This window comes from Haloarcula sp. CGMCC 1.2071 (genome assembly GCF_037078445.1).
GTDB classification, from domain to species: domain Archaea; phylum Halobacteriota; class Halobacteria; order Halobacteriales; family Haloarculaceae; genus Haloarcula; species Haloarcula amylolytica.
Genome location: NZ_JAYMGY010000002.1, coordinates 285,324 through 303,721, shown reverse-complemented (window position 1 = coordinate 303,721; position 18,398 = coordinate 285,324). Strand labels below are relative to the sequence as shown.

General features: G+C 65.8%; 19 protein-coding genes. 13 read left to right on the top strand and 6 right to left on the bottom strand.

Annotated elements, in window-relative coordinates; genetic code table 11:
- Window positions 1–3: 3 nt before the first annotated feature.
- On the bottom strand, window positions 4–204 hold the full coding sequence (gene samp2 / locus VI234_RS05540; protein WP_008307310.1) for a ubiquitin-like small modifier protein SAMP2: 201 nt from the start codon (window positions 202–204) through the stop codon (window positions 4–6).
- Between the two features lie 78 nt (window positions 205–282).
- On the opposite strand from samp2, the gene VI234_RS05535 reads away from it, so the two are divergent.
- From VI234_RS05535 to VI234_RS05520, 4 genes are all read left to right on the top strand, one after another.
- A complete protein-coding gene (locus VI234_RS05535) occupies window positions 283–1,260 on the top strand; it encodes a replication factor C small subunit (protein ID WP_008307311.1) in 978 nt (325 codons plus the stop codon).
- Window positions 1,261–1,352: 92 nt separating this feature from the next.
- Window positions 1,353–1,982, top strand: coding sequence for an archaellin/type IV pilin N-terminal domain-containing protein (locus VI234_RS05530; RefSeq protein WP_008307313.1), 630 nt, complete (start codon window positions 1,353–1,355; stop codon window positions 1,980–1,982).
- Window positions 1,983–2,046: 64 nt separating this feature from the next.
- A complete protein-coding gene (alaS, locus tag VI234_RS05525) occupies window positions 2,047–4,830 on the top strand; it encodes an alanine--tRNA ligase (RefSeq protein WP_008307314.1) in 2,784 nt (927 codons plus the stop codon).
- Window positions 4,831–5,259: 429 nt separating this feature from the next.
- Window positions 5,260–5,451, top strand: coding sequence for a DUF7511 domain-containing protein (locus VI234_RS05520; RefSeq protein WP_008307315.1), 192 nt, complete (start codon window positions 5,260–5,262; stop codon window positions 5,449–5,451).
- A gap of 18 nt (window positions 5,452–5,469) precedes the next feature.
- Here the strand turns inward: VI234_RS05520 and VI234_RS05515 are convergent, their stop codons facing one another.
- Window positions 5,470–7,332, bottom strand: coding sequence for a cation:proton antiporter domain-containing protein (locus VI234_RS05515; protein ID WP_336329458.1), 1,863 nt, complete (start codon window positions 7,330–7,332; stop codon window positions 5,470–5,472).
- A gap of 82 nt (window positions 7,333–7,414) precedes the next feature.
- Between VI234_RS05515 and VI234_RS05510 the strand changes: the two genes are divergently transcribed.
- The 5 genes from VI234_RS05510 to VI234_RS05490 all read left to right on the top strand — a co-directional run bounded on the left by VI234_RS05510 (window position 7,415) and on the right by VI234_RS05490 (window position 10,388).
- Window positions 7,415–8,176 carry an alpha/beta fold hydrolase gene (locus VI234_RS05510; RefSeq protein ID WP_336329457.1) on the top strand — a complete coding sequence of 254 codons (762 nt, stop codon included), beginning with the start codon at window positions 7,415–7,417 and terminating at the stop codon, window positions 8,174–8,176.
- A gap of 58 nt (window positions 8,177–8,234) precedes the next feature.
- Window positions 8,235–8,822 carry an imidazoleglycerol-phosphate dehydratase HisB gene (gene hisB / locus VI234_RS05505; protein WP_336329456.1) on the top strand — a complete coding sequence of 196 codons (588 nt, stop codon included), beginning with the start codon at window positions 8,235–8,237 and terminating at the stop codon, window positions 8,820–8,822.
- 66 nt (window positions 8,823–8,888) lie between these two features.
- The gene (locus VI234_RS05500; protein ID WP_336329455.1) at window positions 8,889–9,392 is read left to right on the top strand and encodes an ACT domain-containing protein; all 504 of its coding nucleotides are present in this window, start codon (window positions 8,889–8,891) and stop codon (window positions 9,390–9,392) included.
- Entirely contained in the window at window positions 9,392–9,727 is a 336-nt protein-coding gene (locus tag VI234_RS05495) for a 2Fe-2S iron-sulfur cluster binding domain-containing protein (RefSeq protein WP_008307321.1), read from the top strand. Before VI234_RS05500 ends, VI234_RS05495 begins: the two co-directional genes overlap by 1 nt.
- Before the next feature lie 58 nt (window positions 9,728–9,785).
- Complete coding sequence (locus VI234_RS05490) at window positions 9,786–10,388, top strand: IMPACT family protein (protein ID WP_336329454.1); 603 nt, start codon at window positions 9,786–9,788, stop codon at window positions 10,386–10,388.
- A gap of 6 nt (window positions 10,389–10,394) precedes the next feature.
- Here VI234_RS05490 and ygfZ read toward each other — a convergent pair whose 3' ends face one another.
- The 3 genes from ygfZ to mutL all read right to left on the bottom strand — a co-directional run bounded on the left by ygfZ (window position 10,395) and on the right by mutL (window position 14,870).
- Entirely contained in the window at window positions 10,395–11,480 is a 1,086-nt protein-coding gene (gene ygfZ / locus VI234_RS05485) for a CAF17-like 4Fe-4S cluster assembly/insertion protein YgfZ (protein WP_336329453.1), read from the bottom strand.
- A 220-nt stretch (window positions 11,481–11,700) separates the two neighbouring features.
- Window positions 11,701–12,645 (bottom strand): sugar kinase, encoded by a 945-nt coding sequence (locus tag VI234_RS05480; protein WP_336329452.1) that lies wholly within the window; start codon window positions 12,643–12,645, stop codon window positions 11,701–11,703.
- Between the two features lie 74 nt (window positions 12,646–12,719).
- A complete protein-coding gene (gene mutL, locus VI234_RS05475) occupies window positions 12,720–14,870 on the bottom strand; it encodes a DNA mismatch repair endonuclease MutL (RefSeq protein WP_336329451.1) in 2,151 nt (716 codons plus the stop codon).
- Between the two features lie 134 nt (window positions 14,871–15,004).
- Here mutL and VI234_RS05470 point away from each other — a divergent pair, with 134 nt between their 5' ends.
- Entirely contained in the window at window positions 15,005–15,148 is a 144-nt protein-coding gene (locus VI234_RS05470; RefSeq protein WP_004590504.1) for a hypothetical protein, read from the top strand.
- 106 nt (window positions 15,149–15,254) lie between these two features.
- Window positions 15,255–16,523, top strand: coding sequence for an HAD family hydrolase (locus VI234_RS05465; RefSeq protein WP_336329450.1), 1,269 nt, complete (start codon window positions 15,255–15,257; stop codon window positions 16,521–16,523).
- Window positions 16,524–16,532: 9 nt separating this feature from the next.
- Here VI234_RS05465 and VI234_RS05460 read toward each other — a convergent pair whose 3' ends face one another.
- Window positions 16,533–17,390: a hypothetical protein gene (locus VI234_RS05460; RefSeq protein WP_336329449.1), complete on the bottom strand. Its 858-nt coding sequence runs from the start codon at window positions 17,388–17,390 to the stop codon at window positions 16,533–16,535.
- A gap of 223 nt (window positions 17,391–17,613) precedes the next feature.
- On the opposite strand from VI234_RS05460, the gene VI234_RS05455 reads away from it, so the two are divergent.
- Together VI234_RS05455 and VI234_RS05450 are read left to right on the top strand one after the other, a co-directional pair.
- The gene (locus VI234_RS05455; protein WP_336329448.1) at window positions 17,614–18,120 is read left to right on the top strand and encodes a hypothetical protein; all 507 of its coding nucleotides are present in this window, start codon (window positions 17,614–17,616) and stop codon (window positions 18,118–18,120) included.
- A gap of 64 nt (window positions 18,121–18,184) precedes the next feature.
- On the top strand, window positions 18,185–18,385 hold the full coding sequence (locus VI234_RS05450; protein WP_008307333.1) for a hypothetical protein: 201 nt from the start codon (window positions 18,185–18,187) through the stop codon (window positions 18,383–18,385).
- Window positions 18,386–18,398 lie beyond the last annotated feature (13 nt).

Genomic DNA, 18,398 nt, shown 5'->3' with positions numbered 1-18,398 from the left:
GGTTCAGCCGCCTTTGATGAGCCTGACGACCCGAACGTGGTCGTGCTCGACGGGCTGATCCGTCGGAACGTGCTCGCCGTCGACGAGGACTGACACCTCGTGGGGGCTCAGGTCGACCGGCGAAAGCAGGTCGGCGTAGATCGCATCCGCGTCCACCTCCAGTTCGTGGGTGTCCTCGCCGGCGATTTCGACGGTGACGTACATACACCGACTACTCCGCCGACGTACCTGAGACTGTCGAATCACGCGGGGTTTAAGACCGGCCCACGCTTCCCATCGTCCATGAGTGAGGCCGAGTCCGAGTCGCGGGCGGGACGCGAGGAGGTCTGGATCGAGAAGTACCGCCCGCAGACGCTCGACGACGTGATGGGCCACGAGAACATCGTCGGGCGACTCAAGAGCTACGTCTCGCGCAACGACCTGAGCCACATGCTGTTTTCCGGCCCCGCGGGGACGGGGAAGACGACGTGTGCAACCGCTATCGCCCGCGAACTGTACGGCGAGGACTGGCGCGAGCACTTCCTCGAACTGAACGCCTCCGACGAGCGCGGTATCGACGTAGTCCGGGACCGCATCAAGAACTTCGCCCGGACGAGTTTCGGCGGCGTCGAATACCGTATCATCTTCCTCGACGAGGCCGACGCGCTGACCAGCGACGCCCAGTCGGCGCTGCGCCGGACGATGGAGCAGTTCTCGAACAACGTCCGCTTTATCCTCTCGTGTAACTACTCCAGCCAGATCATCGATCCGATTCAGTCCCGCTGTGCGGTCTTCCGGTTTTCCCCGCTGGCCGACGACGCCGTTGCCGAGGAAATCCGAAACATCGCCGCCGAAGAGGGCATCGAACTGACCGAGGACGGACTGGACGCGCTCGTCTACGCCGCCGACGGGGATATGCGGAAAGCCATCAACGGCCTCCAGGCGGCCTCCGTCAGCGGTGACACAGTCGACGAGTCGGCGGTGTACGCGATCACCTCGACGGCCCGCCCGGAAGAGATCCGGACGATGGTCCAGTCGGCGCTGGACGGCGACTTCACGGCCTCCCGTGCGACCCTCGATAGACTGCTGACCGAAGAGGGTATCGCCGGCGGCGATATAATCGACCAACTGCATCGCTCCATCTGGGAGTTCGATATCGAGGACGAAGCAGCCGTCCGAGTGCTCGAACGCATCGGCGAAACCGATTATCGGATCACCCGCGGTGCGAACGAGCGCGTGCAACTCGAAGCGATGCTGGCCTCGCTCGCCCAGGGCGAGTAAGGCCGTACTACCGCTACGATCCGATTTTTCACACCTGATAACTGGCGGGTGAGCTTTATGATGAAAGGAAAGTAAGAATATCAACAACTGAAATGCAACGTTTACGACCATCTACGGAGGGGACGGGTGAGGACCGCGGTCAGGTCGGGATCGGGACGCTCATCGTGTTTATCGCGATGGTGCTGGTCGCGGCAATCGCGGCGGGCGTGCTCATCAACACTGCGGGCTTCCTGCAGAGTTCCGCCCAGGCGACGGGCCAGCAGTCCAGCGATTCGACGACCAACCGCATTCAGGTTGTGGGGATTACCGGGGACCACTTCACCGACAACAGCGAGATCGGCGTGGTTGACATCGTCGTCAGGCGGGCACCGGGTGCAGGCAACGTCGACCTAGACAAGACGACCGTCCAGTGGATCGGCCCGAGCGGGTCGTACTACCAGCTCGCGGCTGGCGGCGCAGACGGCAACCCCGATGGGCGGTTCGCTATCTCTACCGTGCAGGACAACGACGGCTCCCAGCCGGTGCTGAACGACGTTGAAGACCGGTTCAGAATCACGCTCGACCTGGGGACGGATAATTCCGTTGGCGCTGAGCCATTCGGTGAGGAACTGCCCGAAGGAGAGACTGCGACACTCCGCATTACCTCGCCAGCCGGCGGGATGACGACCGAGGAAGTCGTCGCACCGAAGACGCTCTCCGGGGAATCCTCTGTCACGCTCTGACGGCCAGGGATACCGCCAGCCCCTTCGGAACAGTTTTAGGCGAACGTGGGCCAACTGAACACCAATGAGCGACCTCGACGAGGCCTACCAACTCGACTACTTCGAAGAGGAAGGCTTCCACAGACAGGAGTGTGCCTCCTGTGGCGATATGTTCTGGTCCCGTGTCGAGCGCGAGACCTGCGGCGAACCGCCGTGTGCGGAGTACGACTTCATCGACAACCCCGGCTTCGACGAGTCCCACTCGCTGACGGAGATGCGCGAGGCGTTCCTCTCTTTCTTCGAGGACCGTGACCACGAGCGCATCGACCCGTACCCGGTGGCGGCCAACCGCTGGCGCGACGACGTGTTGTTGACCCAGGCGTCGATCTACGACTTCCAGCCGCTGGTCACCTCGGGGACGACGCCGCCCCCGGCGAACCCGCTGTGTATCAGCCAGCCCTGTATCCGGATGCAGGACATCGACAACGTCGGCAAGACGGGGCGGCACACGATGGCCTTCGAGATGATGGCCCACCACGCGTTCAACGCGCGCGAGGACATCGAGGACCCCGAGCAGTACGCCTACGAGGGCGAGGTGTACTGGAAAGACGAGACGGTCCGGTACTGCGACGAACTGTTCGAGGAGATGGGCGCGAACCTGGACGAAATCGTCTACATCGAGGACCCGTGGGTCGGTGGCGGCAACGCCGGCCCGGCTATCGAGGTCATCTACCGCGGGGCGGAACTCGCCACGCTCGTCTTCATGTCGATGGAGCAGGACCCCGAGGGCGAGTACGAGATGAAAGACGGCAACCGGTACTCGCCGATGGACACTTACATCGTCGACACCGGCTACGGGCTCGAACGCTGGACCTGGATGAGCCAGGGAACCCCGACGGTGTACGAGGCCGTCTACCCCGACATGATCGCCTTCCTCAAGGACAACGCCGGCATTGAACTCACCGACGAGGAGGAGCGCATCGTCCACGAGGCCGCGAAACTCGCGGGCCGAATGGACATCGACGAGGCCGAAGACATCGAGGCCGAACGCGACACCATCGCCGCCGAGATCGGCGTCGGGGTCGAGGAGATGCGGGACCTGATGGCACCACTCGAGGACATCTACGCCATCGCCGACCACTGCCGGACGCTCGCGTACATGCTCGGCGACGGCATCGTCCCGTCGAACGTCGGGACGGGCTATCTGGCCCGGATGGTGCTGCGCCGGACGAAGCGACTGGTCGACGGCGTCGGCGTCGACGCGCCACTCGACGAACTCGTTGATATGCAGGCCGAGCGACTGGGCTACGAGAACCGCGACACCATCCGCGACATCGTCCGCACCGAGGTCGAGAAGTACCGCGAGACGCTGGACCGGGGTGGCCGGCGCGTCCGCCAGTTGGCCGACGAGTACGCCGAGAAGGGCGAGCCGATCCCGACCGCGGAACTGGTCGAACTGTACGACTCCCACGGGATTCAGCCGGACATGGTCGAGGAGATCGCCGCCGAGAAAGGCGTCGCGGTCGACGTGCCCGACGACTTCTACGCGGTCGTCGCCCAGCGACACGGCGGCGACGACACCGCCACCGAGGAGTCACGGACGCCCTACGAGGACCGGCTCGAAGAACTGCCCGAGACCGACCGGCTCTACTACGAGGACCAGCAGCGGACCGAGTTCGAGGCCGTCGTCCTTGAGGTGTTCGACCGCGACGACGACACCTACGACGTGGTGCTCGACCAGACCATGTTCTACCCCGAAGGCGGTGGCCAGCCGCCGGACCGGGGAACACTGTCGACCGACGACGTCTCCGCCGAGGTGACCGACGTCCAGCAGTACGGCGACGTCATCGTCCACACCTGCGACGACGACCCTGGCAAGGGCGAGTTCGTCCGCGGCCAGGTCGACGCCACCCGCCGGCAGCGCCTGATGCAACACCACACGGCGACCCACATCGTCATCCACAGCGCCCGGCAGGTGCTCGGCGAGCACGTCAGGCAAGCCGGTGCCCAGAAGGGCACTGACTCCGCCCGCATCGACATCCGCCACTACGAGTCGGTGAGCCGCGAGGAGGTCAAGGAGATCGAACGCCTCGCGAACGACATCGTGCAGGACAACATCGCCGTCTCCCAGGCGTGGCCCGACCGCAACGAGGCCGAGGAGCGCCACGGCTTCGACCTCTACCAGGGCGGCATCCCGGCCGGCGAGCAGATCCGGCTCATCACCGTCGGCGACGACGTGCAGGCCTGCGGTGGCACCCACGTCGCCCGAACCGGTGACATCGGGGCTGTCAAGCTCCTGAACACCGAGCGGATTCAGGACGGCGTCATCCGGCTAACGTTCGCGGCGGGCAACGCCGCCATCGAGGCCACCCAGCGTACCGAAGACGCACTCACCGAGGCCGCGGATATCCTCGACGTCGCGCCCGAAGCGGTGCCGGAGACCGCCGAGCGGTTCTTCGACGAGTGGAAGGCCCGCGGCAAGGAGATCGAACAGCTCAAGGAACAGCTCGCCGAGGCCCGCGCCAGCGGCGGCGGCGACAGCGAGGAAGTCGACGTGGGCGAGGCGACCGCCGTCGTCCAGCGCATCGACGCCGACATGGACGAACTTCGCGCGCAAGCGAACGCTATCGTCGAACAGGGCAACATCGCGGTGCTCGGGTCGGGCCTCGACGGCGCGCAGTTCGTCGTTTCCGTGCCCGACGGCGTCGACGTCGACGCCGGTGAGGTCGTCGGTGAACTCGCCGGTCGCGTCGGCGGCGGCGGCGGCGGCCCGCCGGACTTCGCACAGGGCGGCGGCCCAGACACGGACGCGCTGGACGAGGCGCTTGAGGACGCCCCGGAGATACTGCGAACTGTGGCGAACGTCTGAGACGGACTGCTGCATCATTTCCGCATCGACCACCTGCGGACGGCGACTATCACGGGAACCAGGGACAGCGTCCGCCTGAATCGTCCCCGTTCTTTCTCACCGCTGGTTCCGTTCTACGCTCGGTTACCTCGGACAGTTGTCCGATTAAGACTCGATATTCTGCCCGAACGGTCCGAATACACTCAAGAGATACAATTACATTTAGTTGTAGTAGGTGTATCTGGATGAGTTTCCAAAAGTATTTTCAGTAACTGCCCATCTATAGCAGATATGAGCGGAGAACGTGACCTCGCACACATTCAGTCCCATACCGAATACATACGGTCACAACGGACGTGTCGGCGATGTGGGACCAGTATTCCCGCTGCTAGCGGTCGTACTACCGATGAACTGTGTGAAAACTGCAGTGCCACCCGTGCTACCTGACCCATGAGTACGACCACGACGCCCCCGTCGGACACTGACCTGGACGAAGCGCCGGAGTTCGAACTGGACTGCCTGTACGACGACCCCGAGAACCCCTCGGAGCTGACGATTTTCCCCTCGGACCGCCAGCAATCCGTGACCGAGTGGGTCACTGCGGATCGGTCAGCGGCCGTCTCTCTCGACGAACTGCGCTGAGCGGCGCGTCACGCTCGCCTATTTACCCTGACACAGCCGTCTGGCGTCCCGCATCGCCTCGTTGGTCTCGCAGACGAGTGTCAGGTGGTCGCCGCTCGCGAGGCGGAAATCGCTGTCGGGGACTCTGTCTGTTCCGTTACGGCTTACCATTGCGACCAGGCAGCCGTCCGGGAGCTTGTCGGCGGTTTCCTCTATCGTCCGGTCGATCAGCGACTCGTTCCTGAGTTCGACCTCCAGCACGTCCCCCGTTCGCCCGGAGTCCGACAGCCAGTGGGCCAGCGCCGGTCGCTCGACCGCGTCGTCGATGGCGTCGGCGACGGCGAAGCCGGCGGAGATCGTTTCGACGTCGAGGTCCTCGAAGGCCTCGACGTTGTTCGGCTGGTTCGCTCTGGCGACCACGGTATCGACGTCGAACCGAGTCGTCGCCAGTTGTGCGACGAGCAGGTTCACGTCGTCGTCTGCGGTTGCGGCGACGACAACGGACGCCCGGTCCGCCCCTGCTTCTTCGAGGACGTGCGCGTTCGTCGCGTCCCCGTGGACGATGCGGTGGCCGTCGGCCCGCGTCCGCTCGACCGTGTCCTCGTCGCTGTCGATGAGGACGACCTCCTCGCCGCGTGATTCGTATCGTACTGCCAGTTCCCGGCCGACGCGACCGCCGCCGACGATGAGTGTTTGCATGGGAAGGATGTCGAGCGCTTGCGCGAAGTGACGGGCCAGCCCGCCTTGAAACATGACGGTCGTGAAGATGACGAGAAAGACAGTCCCGACGAGGACCGTCGCGGCATCCGGGTTCTCGGGACGCAGTTCGATGGCGAACAGCGTGGCGACGCTGGCCGGGACGATACCGCGCGGCCCCATCGCGCCGACGAACATCCGCTCCCGAACGGTCAGTCGTCCACCCAGCGTCGAGAGGAACACGCCGAGCGGACGGACGAGCGCGACAACGACGATGACGACGACGAGTCCGCCGATCCCGAGCGCACGCAGGTCACCGAGCGATAGCTGGGCGGCCAACACGATGAAGACGAACGAGAGGACAAACAGCGTGATACCGCCCTTGAACTCGGCGATCTCCTCTTCGTGGGGGAGGTCAGCGTTCCCCAGTACGATACCGGCAACGGCGGCGGCCGCGATGCCGGCCTCCGAGAGCCACATGCTTCCCAGCGCGTACGCCAGCAGCGCCGCGGTCAGGACCACCGCCCGGGCGTTTTGCATGGCGTTGTCCGCCGAAAGGTGCCACCGCCGGAGCAGGAGTGCGATGCCGCCGCCGACGGCGATACCGACGATGTGGCCCACGACCAGCCGGGCGACGAACGCCTCGACGACGACCACCGGCGAGGACTGGCTCGCGATGACGAACTCGAACGTCGCCACCGCAAGGATGGCTGCGGTCACGTCGTTGATGATGCCCTCGGTCTCCAGCGCTGCGGCGACCCGATCCCTGACTGGGACCACCTGCATGATCGGCGTGATGACCGTCGGCCCGGTGGCGATCAGCAGGCTCCCGACGAGGACGGCAACTGGCCACGTCGTCCCGAACACGACCTTGACGGCGACGGCGGTTCCGACGAGCGAGACGAACGCGCCGATTGTCACCAGTCCAAGCGCCTCCCTGGACGCTTCACGGACTCGCTCGACGGTGAGGTGGAACGCCCCCTCGAAGACGATGATACCGACGCTGAGGCCGACGATAGCCTGCAGCCCGGCCTGTCCGAATATCGCGGGGTCGACGAGGTCGAGGGCCTGCGGGCCGACGAAGACGCCGGCGACCAGCAGGAACGCGACGCTCGGGATCTGGAGCCAGTCGGCGACCAGTTGCGCGGCGACACCCAGACTCACGACCAACACGACAGCGCCGATAAGTGATGCTGCTCCGGACACGGGATTGGCGGCCCTTCGACAGCCAGCGCTAAAGACCTACTCACCGAAAGAGACACACCGCCGGCGCGGGAATCGACGGACAATGCCGACCGCACGCAATCGCGACGTGTCCCTCTATTACGAGGCTGACGGCGACGGCCCCACCGTCGTGTTCATCAACGACGTGGGGTACGGGGCGTGGCTCTGGGGCTGGCACTACGACGCCGTCGCCGGCCCCTACGAGACGGTGGTGTGGGACCTCCGCGGAACCGGCCGGTCGGACGCGCCGGCGGGACCGTACGACGTGGGAACGCTGGCCGCTGACCTCGAAGCCGTCCTGGCCGACCACGGCGTCGGGAGCGCCCACCTCGTCGGGGCCGGCCTCGGCGGGATGGTCGCGCTCGAATACGCCCACCAGTACAACCGCGCCCGTTCGCTGACGCTGTACTGTACGGCGGGATCTGGCGATGCGGTGGATCGGGCGGAACTGGACGTGCTCGCACTCGACGCCCCATCATCGCTCGAAGGAGCGTTTTCGCCGGCGTTCCGCGAGCACGACCCGGACCTCATGGAGCGGATCGCAGGCTGGCGCGCTGACGAGGACGCTACTGGCGCGGCCCGCGACGCGCAGGCCAACGCAATGACGGCTTTCGACCCGCCGCCGCTGTACGAGATTACCCAGCCCGCCGAGGTGTACTACGGCCTGGACGACCCCGTCGTGTCGCCGGCGGCCGCGCAGTCACTGGCGGCGGACCTCCCCCGCGGGACCGGCGAGGCCGTCGAGGGACGCCACTGCTGTTTCGTCGAACACGCGCCGGCGGTGACCGACCGATTGCTGGCGCTACTGGACGAGCAGACAGAGTAACTATTGGACCGGGTGGCCGGACGCAATCCACAAATACGCGGCCTGATAGGTGATACGTATGACCGACCGGACGGCGGCCGTCACGCGGACCACGGCCGAGACGGACATCGAGGTCACGCTCGACGTCGACGGCGACGGCGACAGCACCATCGACACCGGCATCGGCTTCTTCGACCACATGCTCGACTCCTTTTCGACTCACGGGCTGTTCGACCTGACCGTGCAGTGCGACGGCGACCTGGATATCGACGATCACCACACCGTCGAGGACGTCGCCATCACGCTCGGCGAGGCGTTCACCGAGGCGCTGGGCGACAAGCGCGGCATCCGTCGGTTCGCCGACCGCAAGGTCCCGCTGGACGAGGCTGTTGCGAGCGTCGTCGTCGACATCTCCGGCCGGCCGTACTTCGAGTTCGACGGTAAGTTCTCACAGGCCTCGGTCGGTGGGATGACCAGCCACATGGCCAAGCATTTCTGCCGCTCACTGTCGATGAACGCCGGGCTGACGCTGCACTGCGGCGTCGAGGGCGAGAACGCTCATCACGAGATCGAGGCGCTGTTCAAGGGGCTGGCGCGGGCGCTCGACGATGCGACCCGTATCGACGAGCGACGCTCCGACGTGGCGAGTACGAAGGGCGAACTGTAGCCGACCGCGACCCCTTGTTTCGACCGCTGTCGGCACCGATTAGTGGCCCCGCGTCCACCGTTCCGTATGTTCGACGAGATCATGCAGAAATTCGAGGACTCTCCCGGTCAGCAGGACGTCATCCGCTTGCTGCTGGAACGAGGGTTCTCCGTCAACGAGGACGGCCGCGTCGTCTCGGGCGGTATCGAAATCCCGAACACGGGTATCGCCCGCGAGGCCGACGTCGACCGCCGCGTGGTCAACGCGACGACGGACGCGATTCTCGACGACGACGACCTGCGGCGCATCTTCCGCAACATCTCCTCCGTGCCGAGCCTGCTCGATCTCGCCCCGGTGCTCGATCTGCATGCAATCACTGTTACCGTCCGCGCAGCCGACGAGTCCGGCATCGTCTCGACGGTCACGTCGGCTATCGCCGACCACGGCATCTCTATCCGCCAGGTCCTGAGCGAAGACCCCGAGTTCACCGACGAACCGAAACTGTACGTCATCACTGACGAGGAACTGCCCGGCGACCTCATCAACGAAATCCGTCGCCTGGCGTTCGTCCGGACCATCGAACTGGCGTAATGGCAGCAACGCTCACCGTCGAGACGCCCGCGGGAGAAACCCACGAACTCACCGCCGAACGTGGGGCTGTCCTCCGGGACGTGCTTCTCGATGCCGACCTCTCGCCGCACGGCCGCTACGCCAAGCGGGTCAACTGCGGCGGCCGCGGCATCTGTGCCACCTGCGGCGTCCGTCTCGCCGAGCCGCCCGACCCCGACCACTGGCACGACGACCTCGCCGACCGCTTTGGCTACCCGCGACTCTCCTGTCAGCTCCGGGTTCGGGACGGAATGCGGGTCAAACTGCTTGACAAGCGGGTCTGGGGGTCGCGGCAACCGGACGGCAGGACGGACTGACTCACTGCTGGGAGCGCGAACGACAAACGCTATTCCGCCGCCGGGCGTACGCCGGCCCGTGACGGACAGCTATCGGACCGTTCCGGGCCGCGGCGAGGCGCGCTTCGAGGTACGGGGCTCGGAGTTCATCGGCCACGTCGCGCCGGCGACGACCGTCGAGGACGCCGAAGCGTTCGTCGACGCCGTCAGGGAGGAGTACGCCGACGCGACCCACAACGTCCCCGCCTACCGCGTCCGCGCGGACCCTTTTCGGGAGTATGCCAGCGACGACGGCGAACCGAGCGGCAGCGCCGGCGACCCCGCGCTGAACGTTCTCCAGCAACGCGATATCGAGAACGTCGTCGCCGTCGTCACGCGCTACTACGGCGGGACGAACCTCGGCGTCGGCGGCCTAGCCAGTGCCTACTCCAGAGCGGTGAAAGAGGGCGTTGACGACGCAGGCGTGGTCGAGGAGGTGCCCCACGAGCAGTTCACCGTAACCGTCGCCTACGACGACTCCGGCACCGTTCGGAGCCTGCTTGAATCAGCAGGTGTCGAGTTCGAGGCCGACTACGAGGCAGAAGTCGTCTTCGAGGTTCGGGTGCCCACTGTGGAGGGCAGCGAACTGCGGGACCGAATTCGGAGCGCGACCAGCGGGCGGGCGGCTATCGAACTGGCGTGACCCCCGCTACTCGTAGGTCGGCAACCGCGCCGACTGCGCCGAGCCGTCGATAAAGGGCAGGTCGACCTGCTGTGCGCTGACCGGTTCACCGTCGATGCGGATGGTCAGCGCGTCTTCGGGCCGTTCCCAACTGAGATTCGCCAGCGCAATCGGGGCCTCCCGCATCGGGCTCCGGCCGGCCCGGGTCACGTCGCCGACGTGCTCGTCGCCAGCGAACACCGCGGCACCGGATTCGGGGCATTCCTCGACGGCGAGGCCGACTAATCGTTGAGTGGGGTGGCCCCGGTTCTCGATGCGGGAGACGACCTCCTGACCGACGTAACACCCTTTCTCGAAGTCGAGAGCGTTCCGCAGGCCCAGATTGTTTGGAAGCGCCCCCTCGATTTCGGTGTCGAACAGCGGCGTGCCGGCCTCTAACGTCAGCGTCTCCCAGGTCCGGTAGCCGAAGGGAACGGCGTTGAGCCCGCGGTTGACGAGCGTGTCGAAGACGGCCTCGGCGTCATCGGCGCTACAGACCACGTCGTAGCTCTCCTCACCGGCGAGGTTGTCCGTCCGGATGACGGAGACGCCGGCGTCGCCGAGTTCGCCGCGCTCGAAGGTCAGCGGCGCTGGCGGGGTCCCGGTCTGGTGGAGGACGCTGGCGATTTTTTCCGTTGCCTTCGGCCCGTGGACGCCGAAGACGGCGAAGTCGTCGGTCGCCACCTCGAACTCGACGTCCTGAATGAACGTCTTGTCCGCCCACTCCGCGGCAAGGTCCTCGGCTTTCTGGGGCGGTGTGAACACGAGCAGGCGCTCGCCGGCGTTGTACACGTACATGTCCGTGTCGACGCGGCCGTCGGGGTCGAGCAGGAGCGCGTAACAGCCCGCGCCGTCATCGTCTGGCACGCGGTTCGAGACGGCATTGTCGACGTAGTCGACGCGGTCCTCGCCGGTGACGACAATCACGCCGTAGCCGTACTCCATCGCTCCGACGACGTTCCGAACTGCGCGGTGGGTCCGCTCCGGTCGCCCGTAGTTGTCGACGACGCGCCGACCACCGACCTCCCTGAACGTCGCTCCGTGGGCCTCGTGAACGGACTCGAGAACAGTCATTGTACGGGCATGCGGCCCTCGTGGGGAAAAACGTCCCGTTAGCGCCGTCGGTGTGTGCGGGAAGGGGCTACAAGCCGTGCGGCCATCGTCACGGCGGCGGTGACGCGCTGACCGCTGCCGTCTGTCGCGTCCACGGTCTAATTGTCACCGCGTCACGGCGGACGTCCCTGGCTCATAGCGGAGTAAACAGAGATCGGAACGGCCGGCCGGTACGTGCCACCTACGGCCGTCTGGACTGCTGTGAATCGACGAGACGCTCGACCTCGGACGGTTCGAGCGGTGTCAGCGGCCCCGACAGTGTCCGGGAGAGGGCTGCTGCTGCGACACCGTGGAGCAGCGCTTCGTCCGTGTCAGCGCCGGCGGCCAGTTGCTGGAGCGTCGCGCCGATGAAGGCCTCGTGTTGTCCCGACTCGTCGACGGCGGTCGTCTCGATGGCATCCTGCTCGTGAATGACGCCGTCGTGGTAGGCCACCGCGCCGTACTCGCTCCGTGTGAGAATCACGCGGGTGAGATCGTACTCCGTCGCGAGCGTGTGAACGACTTCGCGCGGACTCCCCGTCGTGTCAAACACCGCGGAAACCTGCTCTTCGGCGGCAAAGAGGGTATCGACGGCCGGTAGCAGGTCTGCAAGCGCGTCGCGGGCGTCTTCGGCGTCCCACAGCCCTGGGTGGAAATCGAGATCGAATGCTCGCATCCCTGCGGCCGCTCTGAGCAGCGCTCCCGTCGTGTCAGCGGCTGTGTCAGAGAGTGAGAGGGTCGCGCCCGAGGTGAACACTACGTCCGCGTTCTGTATCGCGCCCATCGGAAGTTCACCGGGCGTCAGCGTCGCCATCGCGGTGTTACCGCGGTCCTGTAGCAGCCGCTCGGTACGGGGCGGGTCGGCGTCCTCGTGGAACGTGAGCCCTTGCCGTCCAGCGTCCGGGTCTGCCCAGACGATGTCCGTTTCCAGCCCGAACTCGTGGAGTTCCGCGACGACGCGCCGCCCGAGTGGTGTGTCCGGGATCTTCGAGAGCCACCGTGCGTCAGCCCCGAGTCGGCCGGCTGTTGCCGCAACGCCGCTCGCGGTTCCGTCGACGCGAATCGACGCCTCGCGGGCCGTCTCGAATCGCTGTCCGTCAGGGGGTGCAAATCTCAGAGCGGTCTCACCGAACGTTACGAGTGACATACCGCGTGCATCGGGAGACGGAGGTTTAGTTCAATCGGCTGTATCGATTGTTGTGTCGGTGCCGCCCTCTCAGGCTATCGCCGCCGACCGCCGTGTCCGGGGTAATCCCGCTCGAACCGGTCTTCCAGTTCCTGCCGGTCGATGTGGATGACCGTCGGTCGTCCGTGGGGACACGCGTAGGGGTTCTCACACTCGTCCAGCGCGGCGAGTAGCTCCCGGACGGAGCCTTCGGTCAGCGATGTGTTCCCGGTCACCGAGGGGTAACACGCCAGGTCGCCGAGCAGTTCGTCGGCCGCCGCTTCGACCGTCGCCGCCGCTTCGTCGTCGCCGGCGACGAACGCGCCCAGTACGTCCCTGACGATATCCGGGCCGGCCGCATCGGCGATGACGCCCGGAAGGGTCCGGACCTCGACGCTGCGTTCACCCGTCCGCGCCGTGTGGAACCCCAGACTCGCCAGCGCGTCGCTGCGCCGGTCGAACACCTCGGCTTCGCGTGCGGTCAGTTCCAGTTCGACAGGGTTAGCAAGTGCCTGCGTCGTCGTTTCGCCCTCGAACTTGGCTTTGAGCCGCTCGTAGTTGACCCGCTCGTCCGCCGCGTGCTGGTCGACCAGTACGAGGCCGTCGTCCGTCTCCGCGACGACGTAGGTGTCGGCTAACTGTCCGAGAATCCGCATCGAGGGCAGCGACTCGTGGGTCGCTTCCGGGTCGTCGCCGAGGCGCGCCTGCTCCTGGCCGCCGGTGAACTTCCGGTCCTCGTGCTCTGTCTCTGTCCGGCCCGTTGCGGACGCGTCACGGCGCTCACCATTGCTATTTCCACTCGAAACACTACCCTCTGGATCGCGCACCCCGGATTCGCCCGACGCATCGTCCGTTGGGCCGGTCGCGGAGGCCCGTTTCGTGTCGTCTGATTGAATGTATTGGGCTGTGTCGGAGGACTGGCGACCCGCTGACTCGGTCTGCGTGCTTTCCGGGCGGTCTGTGGGCTCGGTATCCGGCTCCTGTGCTGTTGCATCAGCGCTTCCCGTTGCGGTGGTATCCGTCCGTCCCGGCGTTGCTGCTTCGTCTCCGGTGTCCCGGCCGTCCGGACTCGACCGTTCGCGCTCGCTGTCGTTCGCTCCGTCCGATTCGGGCGTTATCTCCGTCTGCTCGGGTGCTGATCGGCCACGCGGCGCTGTCGAGCGCAGTAATCCTTCCCGTAACAGCGCGTCCTCGACGGCAGTCCGGACCTGCTCGCGAACGCCCTCGTCGTCGGCGAATCTGACCTCCATTTTTCGGGGATGGACGTTCACGTCCACATCACCCGCGGGCACGTCCAGAAAGAGGACGGCGAAGGGGTAGCGGTCCGGCGCGATCTGGGTGCCGTAGGCGTCGATAACGGCGTCGCGAACGGTGCCGGCCCGGACGTAGCGACCGTTGACGTACGTCGAGAGGTACTCGCGGCCGGCCCGGTTCGTCTCGGGGTGCGAGACGAGGCCGTGGACGCCGTCGAGCGGCCCGTCAGGGAAACTATCACTCTCGTCGCCATCCGCGTTCGCTTCCGAACCCGCTCCGACCGATATCATCGACTCGGCGACTTCCCGGCCGTAGACGGACATCACCGTCTCGCGCAGGTCGTCCTGGCCGGTCGTCGAGAACGTCTCGCGGTCGCCGTGGGTCAACGAGACCGCCACATCCGGGTTAGCCAGCGCGTAACTGGCGACGACGGTGTTGACGTGTGCGAACTCCGTCGACTCCTGTTTGAGGTACTTCCGGCGGGCCGGGACATTATAGAAGAGGTCCTCGACTGCTATCGTCGTCCCCTCCGGACAGCCGGCGGGGCCGACCGACGTGACGTCGCCGCCTTCGAGGACGAGTTCCGTTCCCACGTCGCCGCCGCGGGGCCTGGTTCGGACCGTCAGCCGTGAGACCGCCCCGATTGCGTGCAGGGCCTCGCCGCGGAAGCCGAGCGTTCCCACGCCGCCCTCCAGGTCCGCGATGTCGCGGATCTTCGACGTCGTGTGTTTCTCGACGGCCGTTTCGACGGCCTCGCGGTCCATCCCGACGCCGTCGTCCGTGACGCGAATCCCGTCGGTTCCGCCGGCTTCGACGACGACCTCGACCCGGGTCGCGTCGGCGTCGATGGCGTTCTCGACCAGTTCCTTGACGACGGAGGCCGGCCGCTCGACCACCTCGCCGGCCGCGATGCGTTCGACGGTCCGGTCGTCGAGTCGCTGGATATCGGTCATACGTGCCTCCGCATGTGCTTGCCACCGGCTAACGGGCGAAGCGACTTGATACTGTCTGCCTTCGCCGCGCCTATCAGCATAGTCATGAAAATAGTTAACACAGAACAGTCCTGACCCTCGCATGGTGACGACCCATGTGCCACCACAGAGAACGCTCCTGGACCGAAGCGACGGCGGACGACGAGGCAACTGACGAGGACGAGGAAGAACTCCCGTCCTTCCTCAACGAGGAGGCGACCGAAACCGAGGTGCTGACCGACGGCGGCGACGAGGCGTAGCAGCGGCCCGCCCCTCGGCAGCGGTGTTGGCAAACCAGCCGTTTTTTGCTGCGAGTACCGTAAACCCGATAGCTAAAGTGCGCCCGCCGTCAGTCGCCACTATCCTGTGGATATCGACATGGAACAATACGACCAACTCTACCGTCTGTATAAGAGCGTAGACACGACGACGCTGCGCGGCTATCAGGAGTTCGTCGACCTGTTTCCCCCGCTCAGCTCGACCGTCGCGCTGGAACAGTGGGAAACCGCCAGTGACCGCCTCGACGCCCTCAAATCCGACATCACTGACGAGTTTCCCGGGACCGGCGAGACCTATGTGGAAATCGCAGCGCGGCTGACCCGCGACGAGGCCTTTACCGCGCTCGACCTCTACTCGAAGTACGACCGGTCGGTGAACGTGCTCGTGCTGGACGTCGACGAGACGCTCCGGTCGGCCGGTGACACCGACAACGAAATCCCCCGCGACACGCTGTATCTCCTGACGCAGTTCCACGAAGCGGGCGTCCCCATCGTCGTCTGTACCGGCCAGACCTTAGAGAACGTCAAGGGGTTCATGATACAGGGGCTTGGTAACGACCTCGTCTCCTCCGGCCAGATGAGCATCGTCTACGAGTCCGGCAACGGCGTGTTCACGCCCAAGCACGGCGAGGAAACCAAGCGACTCCTCTACGAGCGTCTCGACGACGCGGTCGTGGACGTGTTCGAGACCGTCCGCCGGCGGGTCCTCTCGGAGGCCCCCGACGCCGTCGGCAAGCGCTGTCACCTCCAGGGCAACGAGTTCAACGTCACGCTGAAACCCAACGCCGAGGTCGGCAGCGACAACGCCGTCGAAATCATCGACGAGTCGCTGCGGTACCTCTGTGGACTGGTCGGCGACGCCATCGCCGCGCAGGTCGACGCCGAGGTCGCGGACCCAGCGGCGTACGCCCGGGCCTACTTCAGCCGCGACCCGGAGATCCTCGACGTGCTCCAGGCCGGCGGCCTCTCGACCGACGCCGACATCGACGACGCGCCCGAGGCGTTCCGCGACATCCTCGAACGCGTCGACCTGGGCTACTACGAGGGCGACGCGGCCGAACTCGTGAGCCTCGAACTGGACAAGTCCGCCGGCGTCGAGGAGGCCTTCGACGTGCTCGGCATCGACGACCCGTTCGCGCTCGTGATGGGCGACAGCAAGAGCGACCTGCGGGTGATGCGCTGGGTCGACGAGAATGACGCCGGTATCGCTGCTGCTCCCGCCCATTCCTCGCCCGACGTGCTCGACCACGTCAGTTCGAGGGACGACCTGGTGTACGAGGCCGGCGACGCCAGCACGGTTCTGCGGACGATCTACGGTATCAGCCTCGTCGAGCAACTGGACGAGCAGGGCGAGTGAGCCGACGCCCTACGTGTTGACCGCGGCTTTGCCGCTGCGGTGCCGTTCGGGCCACTCGCCAGCCGACGGTGACTGCGGGTCGACATCCGCGACGAACCGCATCGTCGTGATATTGAGTACGAGCCCCAGCAGTCCGCCGCCCACGATCCCCATGGGGAGGCCGACCGCGGGGACGTTGACGACGGTAGTGGTCGCCACCGCTGAGACGAGCAAAACGAGTCCCGCGTAGCCGACTGTGTAGGCGAGGTAGGCTCCACCGTCGACAGCCAGTTCGTACGAGCCCCGAGCCGCCGCCAGCAGGCCGGTTTCGCGCAACACGATCAGATACGGCGTGGCCCAGAACAGATATCCGACGGCCAGCAGCAGCGGCACGAGGATGACGATTACCCCGAGAACCGCGCCACCGCCACCGACCCCTCCGACGCCGACTGCGCCCAGCGCGAACGGCACAACGAACAGATACGGCAACACGGTTATCGCGAGAAACGGGAGGAAATAGGTCCGGACGCTGGTAGCGAAGTCGTCGTCGCGGCCGACGAGATGCGCGGCGATAGCGCCAAAATAGCCCGCGCTCAGGCCGGCCCGCAAGAGGACCGCCAACGGGACGACCACCACGGCGAACGGAAGCGATAGCGGGAGGCCGGCGTTCACCGACACGCCGGTACTGGGCGGGTCAACGAACTGCCAGATGGTCACGACGGACGCGGGGACGCCGAACTTGATACCGAAGTGGACCCCGTCGTAGGTGAGTACTTGCCGGATACTATCCGTCTGCATGACCGCCAGCAGTATCGGGATCAAGATGAACGACATGTGATCGCCCGCTCTCTTCCAGCCATCGGCCAGTCGGACGGTGAACGTCGGCATCAGTTGCGGTCCCTCGCCGGGCTGGAGTGTTCGTTTGGTACTGACCGTGGTCCACGCAGTGCTCCCGGTTCGAGGCGTCGCTGTGCAGCGATTGTGCGATTGGTGGAGGGCATCGGCTCAGATATCCGCACACGATTTGATATGTGTTCTGGTGGGGCCGCTCTGGCGTCTCGTTCCCCCTTCACTACCCAACAATTAGGCGTCTCCCCGCCGAATTACAACCATGAGTCTCGATACCGTGTTCGGGCAGGTGCCGGACCCGCAGTCGTACTCCTTCCCGGACTACTCGCTCCCGCAGGGCGACCCCGTCAAACCCATCGCGCTGACCGACGACGAACTGACGGCGTTGCTTGACCTGTACGACGCGTTCAGCGCTGTGGACCCGACGGGCATGGACTCGAACCCGTTCCTGCGGGCGACCAGCGAGTTCCTCCAGCAGACGCTCGGTGCGCCACTCACCCGGCCCGACGAGCAACTGAACGACGATATTGCTGCCTTGCTCAACGACTTTTCCGACGGCCTGGGCGGACGGTCGATGGGCGTCGTCGACGCGACGCCGGCCCACCACCGGACGCTGTACTTCTTCCTGACCAGTTGCAAGGCGTACCACACCGCGCCGCACCTGCAGTTCGACCCCGACCCGGACGCCGTCGAGACGCTGTATGCCGTCTACGAACGCGTCACCGAGCAGGCGTTCTACCTCAAACGGCCCAAGAGCGTGCTGGAGTGACTGTCAGCCTGTGCCCACGGAACGCTCCGGTCCGTTTATCGGGGAGCGAAAGAAACTGCCGTCAATGACAGCCGACCAGCCCGAGATTCCGGTCGTATGCGAGGAGTGCGGGACGCGGACATCGGTCGCCTTCGAGGACGTCGAGGACGCCGTCGCGCGCCACAACGAACAGCTTCACGACGGTGAGCCGGTCGCCGAGGTCGACCCCGATGTGCTGGAAGAACTCGCCGACCGTCTGGCGAAGGACATCGGTCTGCTGGAGTAGTCCGTCGGTCAGC

What these genes read in the sequence shown, in the direction of transcription:
- VI234_RS05450 (WP_008307333.1), top strand. Translation starts at nt 18,185, where the DNA reads ATGACAGCCGACCAGCCCGAGATTCCGGTCGTATGCGAGGAGTGCGGG.
- VI234_RS05520 (WP_008307315.1), top strand. Translation starts at nt 5,260, where the DNA reads ATGAGTACGACCACGACGCCCCCGTCGGACACTGACCTGGACGAAGCG.
- ygfZ (WP_336329453.1), bottom strand. Translation starts at nt 11,480, where the DNA reads ATGACTGTTCTCGAGTCCGTTCACGAGGCCCACGGAGCGACGTTCAGG.
- alaS (WP_008307314.1), top strand. Translation starts at nt 2,047, where the DNA reads ATGAGCGACCTCGACGAGGCCTACCAACTCGACTACTTCGAAGAGGAA.
- VI234_RS05470 (WP_004590504.1), top strand. Translation starts at nt 15,005, where the DNA reads ATGTGCCACCACAGAGAACGCTCCTGGACCGAAGCGACGGCGGACGAC.
- VI234_RS05495 (WP_008307321.1), top strand. Translation starts at nt 9,392, where the DNA reads ATGGCAGCAACGCTCACCGTCGAGACGCCCGCGGGAGAAACCCACGAA.
- VI234_RS05460 (WP_336329449.1), bottom strand. Translation starts at nt 17,390, where the DNA reads ATGCCGACGTTCACCGTCCGACTGGCCGATGGCTGGAAGAGAGCGGGC.
- VI234_RS05535 (WP_008307311.1), top strand. Translation starts at nt 283, where the DNA reads ATGAGTGAGGCCGAGTCCGAGTCGCGGGCGGGACGCGAGGAGGTCTGG.
- samp2 (WP_008307310.1), bottom strand. Translation starts at nt 204, where the DNA reads ATGTACGTCACCGTCGAAATCGCCGGCGAGGACACCCACGAACTGGAG.
- mutL (WP_336329451.1), bottom strand. Translation starts at nt 14,870, where the DNA reads ATGACCGATATCCAGCGACTCGACGACCGGACCGTCGAACGCATCGCG.
- VI234_RS05510 (WP_336329457.1), top strand. Translation starts at nt 7,415, where the DNA reads ATGCCGACCGCACGCAATCGCGACGTGTCCCTCTATTACGAGGCTGAC.
- VI234_RS05500 (WP_336329455.1), top strand. Translation starts at nt 8,889, where the DNA reads ATGTTCGACGAGATCATGCAGAAATTCGAGGACTCTCCCGGTCAGCAG.
- VI234_RS05480 (WP_336329452.1), bottom strand. Translation starts at nt 12,645, where the DNA reads ATGTCACTCGTAACGTTCGGTGAGACCGCTCTGAGATTTGCACCCCCT.
- VI234_RS05455 (WP_336329448.1), top strand. Translation starts at nt 17,614, where the DNA reads ATGAGTCTCGATACCGTGTTCGGGCAGGTGCCGGACCCGCAGTCGTAC.
- VI234_RS05530 (WP_008307313.1), top strand. Translation starts at nt 1,353, where the DNA reads ATGCAACGTTTACGACCATCTACGGAGGGGACGGGTGAGGACCGCGGT.
- hisB (WP_336329456.1), top strand. Translation starts at nt 8,235, where the DNA reads ATGACCGACCGGACGGCGGCCGTCACGCGGACCACGGCCGAGACGGAC.